This window comes from Deferrisoma sp., assembly GCF_054681715.1.
On record NZ_BAAHFQ010000170.1, the window covers coordinates 1 to 5,870 of the forward strand.

Sequence of the window (5,870 nt, forward strand, 5' to 3'; positions counted from 1 at the left end):
ACGATCCGGCCCCTGTCGCACCGGAGGCTCAGGTTGTTCAGGGCGAGCATGTTCTCGTAGAACACCAGGAGCTCCCGGACCTCTAGCATCCCGTCTCCTCCGATCCCAGGTAGGCCTCCCGCACCTTGGGGTGGGCCGTGACCTCCTCGGGGGTTCCCTCGGCGATCTTCTCGCCGTAGGAGAGGGCCACGACCCGCCGGGCCACCTGGAAGAGCTCCTTGAGCCGGTGCTCGATCATGAGGATCGTCAGCCCCTGCTCGTTGAGCTTGTGGATCAGGGGCACGAGGCTCGCGATCTCGCTCGCGGAGAGCCCCGAGAACACCTCGTCGCAGATGATCACGTCGGGGTTCAGGGCGAGGCACCGGCCGAGCTCCAGGCGCTTCAGGTACCCCGTGGGAAGCGTTCCGGCGGGCTGGTAGGGCACCCGGGAGTCCCGCTCGAACCCGAGCTCCTCCAGGATGTCGAGGGCCACGGTGTCGCGGTCGCCGTGGCGGCCGCCCCCTCGCCAGCCGCCGGTCCGGCGGGCCCGGGGGGAGCACAGGGGCACGACCAGGTTCTTGTAGGCCGGCAGGGAGTGGTAGGGCCGCATGATCTGGAAGGTGCGGGTGATGCCGAGCTGGGCCACCCGGTGGGGCGCGAGGCCCGTGATGTCGCGGCCCCGGAAGAACACCTTCCCGCGGGTCGGCTTCAGGAACCCCGTGATGCAGTTGATGAGCGTGGTTTTCCCCGACCCGTTGGGCCCGATGATGCCCACCACCTCGCCGGGGGCCACCGTGAAGCTCACGTCGTCCACGGCCCGGACCCCGCCGAAGTGCATGGACACGTTCCGGAGTTCCAGGATCGGCCCGGCGCTCATACCTCCACCCACCTTTCGAACTGCTCGTACTTTCGCCGGGCGAACACCAGGATCCCCTCGCTCCGGAAGACCACGAACCCGGCGAGCACGAGCGAATACACCACGATCCGCAGGGACCCGAAGTCGCGCAGCAACTCCGACAGCGGCACCAGCAGGAGGCTCCCCAGCACCGGCCCCACCAGGGTGCCCCCGCCCCCGATCACGGTGGCCGCGATGGGCATGATGGACAGGTCGAGGGCAAAGGCCGAGATGCCCACGTTCCGGTACATGTGGACGTAGTAGGCCCCGGCGAAGCACCCCAGGAGCGCCGCCAGGAACACCGCCTTGAACCGCACCGCGGTGACGCTGATGCCCGAGGCGCGCACGGACTGGTCGTTCTCCTTCACCGCCCGGATCACGAGCCCGGCGTCCTCGGCGAGATACCGGCGGAGCCCGAACACCCCGACCAGGAGGCCCAGGATCAGGCCGTACGACTCGGTCCAGGCCGACGAAAACCCCGTGAGCCCCCGGAACCCCTCGGTGCCGCCCAGGATGTCGGCCGCCTCGATGATCCGGGTCATGAGGAGCGGGTACATCAGGGTCACGATGGCGAAGTAGATGCCCCGGAGCGGCAGGCACGGCCAGATCAGCACGGCGCAAAACGCCGCCCCGACGACGGTGGCCAACCCGATCGCCAGGGCCGGCGGCAGGCCCCACTCGGTGTTCAGGAGCGCGGCCGCGTAGCCCCCCACCCCGAAGAAGAACGCCCCGCCCAGGCACACGAGCCCCACCTGGTTGGCCAGGAAATCGAACGCCACCGACAGGAGCCCCAGCACGCACACCGAGAGCGCCACCCGGTGCCAGTACGGCCAGGGCGCGAGCAGCACGGGCAGCGCCAGGAATCCCACGATGAACACGAGCCGGGGGCCCAGGAGGTAGGCGAGCTCCTCCCAGGAACCCAGGGCGTAGATCGTCTCGGCCCGGGCCTTGATGCCCCGGTCGATCCGTTCCTTCCGGCGTTGGGGTTGCGCGCTCACACCCGCTCCTCCAGGGATTTCTGCCGGCCGAAGAGACCCGAGGGCCGGACCACCAGGGTCACCACGATCGCCAGGAGCATCACCACCATCTGGTAGTGGGGCTTCCCGTAGGCCACGGTCACGTACTGGGAAAACCCGAGGAGGAACGAGGCCAGCACCGTGCCGATCCAACTGCCGAGCCCGCCCACCACGCACACGGCCAGGGCGTACACGAGCACCTTGTAGCCCTCCTCCACCACGATGTTCCCCAGGGGGAAGATCACCACCGCCGCGAGCCCGGCCAGGGCCGACCCCAGGGCCACGGCGAGCGTCCCGGTGCGGTCGGAGTCGATGCCGAGCATCATGGCAGCCCGCTCGTCCTGGGCGATGGCGCGGAACGCGAGCCCCGTGCGGGAGAACCGGGTGTAGGCCCAAAGGCCCACCAGCAGCCCCGCCCCCACGGCCACCACGAGCACCCGCTGGTGGTCCAGGGGCACGTCGAAGGGGAACACCACCCCGTCGGAGATGACCGGCAGGGCGTGGGTGCCGCCCCGAAACCCCCACCACCGGAGCCCCTCAAGGATCGCGAGCCCGATGGCGTACGAGGCGATCACCTCCGACATCTCCATACCCCGGATCCGCTTGAGCACCAATTGGTAGAGGAGCGTCCCCGCCAGGGCGGCCACCCCGAGGGCCCCCGCCACGGCCAGGGGGTAGGGGAGCCCCAGGCGGTTTGCGAACGCCCAGGCCACGAACCCGGTCATGACGTAGAGCGCTCCGTGGGCGAAGTTCGGCAACCGGCTCACCCCGTAGACCAGGCTGAACCCGAAGGCCATCAGGAGAAGCACCACGCTCTGCACGAACCCGTAGACCACGATGTCCATGGAAGGCGCCCTTTTTGGCTAGGCGGCTTGGCGGCTAGGCGGCCCGGGCCACGGGACCGGCGACCGCCGACCGAGGACCGTGGACCGAACTTACGTGGACGGCCCAGAGAACCGTGGACCGTAGCCCCCCGTCCCCCCGGCTCCTCCCCCACCCCCCTTGCGTGTTCCCTGTGCCCGCCGTGGTTTCCACCGGCCGGACCCGCCGGGGGCGGCGGCTCCGCCCCCGGCGCCCGGCAGGCTATTCCTTCATCCACGGCGGCAACTTGAGCTCGCCCATGGCCCCGGCCTCGGGCCAGAACACCACCCGCTTTCCGGCCTGCCACTGGAAAAACCCCGTGACCGCCCCTTCGTTGGGATCGGTGGAAGGGATGACCTGGTGGCTTTTGGGATCGAACCGGATCCGTCCGTACACGCCCATGAGGTCGATCGTCTCCAGGGCCTTCACCACGGCATCGGGGTCGAGCGTTCCGGCCCGCTCGATCGCGTCCTTGAGGGCGTACACGGCCATATAGCTGGAGCTCGTGCCGTAGCCCTCGGGCTCCAGGCCCCAGCGCTTCTTGTAGGCGTTCACGAACTTCATGGTCCACGGGGTGATCTCTGCCGGGGCGTTCCCCCCGTTGATCACATCCACCACGGTGTACTCGCAGTCGCCGTTCGAGGCCTCCCAGAACCCCGGCTGCTCCGCCGCCGACATGAACCCGAACGGAAGGGCCTTCATGCGGAAGTTCTTCCACTGTTTGAGGAGAATGGCGGTCTCGGGCATGTCCATGAAGATGAACAGGATCTGGGTGTTCTGCTTCCGGGCCTTCAGGAGCCCGGGGGCGAAATCGGTGTTCCCGGTGGGGTACACGTCGTGGCCCAGCACCGTGAACCCCTCCTTCTTGAGAAACTTCTCCACGACCTCCCCGGATTTCCGGGCGTGGGCCACGTCCTGGACCATGATGTACACCCGGTCCAGGCCGAAGTCGTCCCGCATCTTCTTGAACACCGCCATGATCTCGTTGACGATGATGTTCACGATCTCGTTGGAGATCCGGAACGCGTACTTGTACTTGTCGTAGTTCTTGGCGATGGTCTTGTGGTAGGCGGGCGAGAGCACCCCGGTGGAGACGATGGAGACCTTCTTGTACTGGCTCAGAAGGTCGAGCACCGCAAGCGCCGCCTCGGAACGCACCGGACCGCCCACGAGGAAATCCACCTTGTGCTGCAGGATGAGCTTCTCCACGGCCTTGATGGCGTCGTCCACCGGCACGCCCGGTTCCAGGTCCCGGGTGTCCACCACCTCCACCTCGAAGGGCCGCATCTCGCCCCCCACCTTGACCCCGCCGGCGGCGTTGATCTCCTCCACCGCCAGCCGGATCCCCCGTTCGGCATCCCACCCGTAGAGATAGGCCGTGGAGAGCGGGGCCCCGAGCTTGATCGGCTTGGCCCACGCCCCCGCCGCCATAAGTCCGACCCCCGCCACCACACCCATCGCCCCTGCGATCCACCGTTTTCCTCTCATCGCGACCTCCTTCCCCGCGCCCCGGCGCGCGGCTGGGTTTCCGGACCGGGCAAGATGCACGATCCGTGCCGTTTGATCTCGTGAAAACGGGCGGTTCGGCTCCGGCCTCCCCGCCCGCGGTTTCAGAGATACCGCGTTTGATTTCATCGCGCAAGCGAGATCGGAGAGTGTAAAGGAGATCCCGGCGGTGTAAAGGAGCGTTACACGGGGCAGGTCGCCGGTCCGCGGTCCGGGAGACGGGAGGAGGGCAAAGCGCCCGGCCGCGGTCAGCCCGCCCGCAGGCGGGAACGCAGCGAACGAAGGAGTTGGGGGGAGGGGAATCCGCTCAGGAGGATCTCGCCCGATGGACCGATGGTCACGGCGACCTCGGGGCGGGACGATGTGGCACGTCGGAGCAGCCGGGCGCCCCGCGGGGTCAGGGGAAGGCAGCGCTGGTTCGCGGAGCCCCGGAGGGGCGGGGCCGGCGGCAACTCCGCCCGGTAGGGGCCGTCGATCAGGAGGTCCACGAGCGAAAGGAGCTCCCCCTGGTCCCGGGCTCCCGCCCGCAGGTCCCCCAGGCGGTATCCGGTGAAGGCGATCACGTCGAACGACCGGCCGAGGCGCTCTCCCAGCACCCGCACGAACGCGGCCACGGGCCCCGCCTGGTCGAACGGTTCCCCCCCGGACAGGCTCACCCCCTCCCAGGGCGCCATGGCCAGGGCCCGTTCGGCGATCGCCCCGGCCGTGTCCGCGCGCCCCCCGAGCGGGTCTTGGAGATCCGGGTTGAAGCAGCCCGGGCACCCCCGCCGGCACCCCTGCACCCAAAGGGTCAGGCGGTTCCCCGGACCGTTCACGTCGGGCGTTACGGCAAGGTGGGCATAGCGAAGGATCACAGGCTCCCTCGGCCTCCCCGGGGTTGACACGGGGCCCGCCCGCCGGGTAGGTTTACGGACCTTGCAGGGCGCCATCGCCAAGCGGTAAGGCAGAGGTCTGCAAAACCTCCATCCCCGGTTCGAATCCGGGTGGCGCCTCCATCCGACACCAAAACGGCCGGGCCCCGACGGGTCCGGCCGTTTTCATGGTTCGGGTCGGTCCTCGTCGACCGGCTCAGTTCGCGCCTCCAAGGCCATCTGGCGCATGCGGGCCAAAAACGCGAACAGGTACACGAGCGCCAGCCCGATGGCCACGGCGTGCACCCATCCGGCCACGGGCCACAGCCACTGCACCAGGAGCGACAGCCCCACCAGGGCCGCCGCCATGAGCAGGAGGTAGGGCAGCGCCCACAGGATCGTCTCCCGGGCCTTCTCTCCGGTCTCCAGACCGAAAAACCGGAGGAAACCGTTGCCGGACGGGCTTTGATGCTCCATGACGTTCCTCGTTTCGGGGGGCGGCGCGTCCACTCTATCCGGCGTTTCCCCGTCGGTCAATTCCCGCCCTTTTCCTCCCCGGCGGGTCCCGGTAACCTAGCAAAGCTAGTACTCAGGCGTTTCCGGAGGAAAATCATGCCCAAGGCGCCGAAACCCACCAAGCGGTTCATCCTCCTCGGCGGGATCCCCGTGTTCGACTACATGCTCCGGGTGGACATGGCCGAGGTGGTCCGGGCCACGGCGGGCCGGGCCGTGGTGGTGGGCCCCCGGATCCTCCTGCCCGCC

General features: G+C 68.7%; 6 protein-coding genes and 1 tRNA gene. 1 reads left to right on the forward strand and 6 read right to left on the reverse strand.

The annotated features are described in order from the left end of the window. Positions 1-82: 82 nt before the first annotated feature. The 5 genes from ACY0I8_RS15550 to ACY0I8_RS15570 form a co-directional block, all read right to left on the reverse strand. Positions 83-856 (reverse strand): ABC transporter ATP-binding protein, encoded by a 774-nt coding sequence (locus ACY0I8_RS15550; protein WP_461395468.1) that lies wholly within the window; start codon positions 854-856, stop codon positions 83-85. After that, positions 853-1,872 (reverse strand): branched-chain amino acid ABC transporter permease, encoded by a 1,020-nt coding sequence (locus ACY0I8_RS15555; RefSeq protein WP_461395469.1) that lies wholly within the window; start codon positions 1,870-1,872, stop codon positions 853-855. The genes ACY0I8_RS15550 and ACY0I8_RS15555 overlap by 4 nt, the downstream gene beginning before the upstream one ends. Beyond that, positions 1,869-2,735, reverse strand: coding sequence for a branched-chain amino acid ABC transporter permease (locus ACY0I8_RS15560; RefSeq protein WP_461395470.1), 867 nt, complete (start codon positions 2,733-2,735; stop codon positions 1,869-1,871). Before ACY0I8_RS15560 ends, ACY0I8_RS15555 begins: the two co-directional genes overlap by 4 nt. 238 nt (positions 2,736-2,973) lie before the next feature. After that, the gene (locus ACY0I8_RS15565) at positions 2,974-4,239 is read right to left on the reverse strand and encodes an ABC transporter substrate-binding protein (protein WP_461395471.1); all 1,266 of its coding nucleotides are present in this window, start codon (positions 4,237-4,239) and stop codon (positions 2,974-2,976) included. 266 nt (positions 4,240-4,505) lie between these two features. Then, positions 4,506-5,111 carry a 4Fe-4S single cluster domain-containing protein gene (locus ACY0I8_RS15570; protein WP_461395472.1) on the reverse strand — a complete coding sequence of 202 codons (606 nt, stop codon included), beginning with the start codon at positions 5,109-5,111 and terminating at the stop codon, positions 4,506-4,508. Between the two features lie 67 nt (positions 5,112-5,178). Here ACY0I8_RS15570 and ACY0I8_RS15575 point away from each other — a divergent pair. Further along, a tRNA-Cys gene (locus tag ACY0I8_RS15575) sits at positions 5,179-5,252 on the forward strand. 42 nt (positions 5,253-5,294) lie between these two features. On the opposite strand, the gene ACY0I8_RS15580 is transcribed toward ACY0I8_RS15575, so the two are convergent. Next, the gene (locus tag ACY0I8_RS15580; RefSeq protein WP_461395473.1) at positions 5,295-5,585 is read right to left on the reverse strand and encodes a hypothetical protein; all 291 of its coding nucleotides are present in this window, start codon (positions 5,583-5,585) and stop codon (positions 5,295-5,297) included. Between the last annotated feature and the right edge of the window lie 285 nt (positions 5,586-5,870).

What these genes read in the sequence shown, in the direction of transcription:
- ACY0I8_RS15560 (WP_461395470.1), bottom strand. Translation starts at nt 2,735, where the DNA reads ATGGACATCGTGGTCTACGGGTTCGTGCAGAGCGTGGTGCTTCTCCTG.
- ACY0I8_RS15580 (WP_461395473.1), bottom strand. Translation starts at nt 5,585, where the DNA reads ATGGAGCATCAAAGCCCGTCCGGCAACGGTTTCCTCCGGTTTTTCGGT.
- ACY0I8_RS15565 (WP_461395471.1), bottom strand. Translation starts at nt 4,239, where the DNA reads ATGAGAGGAAAACGGTGGATCGCAGGGGCGATGGGTGTGGTGGCGGGG.
- ACY0I8_RS15550 (WP_461395468.1), bottom strand. Translation starts at nt 856, where the DNA reads ATGAGCGCCGGGCCGATCCTGGAACTCCGGAACGTGTCCATGCACTTC.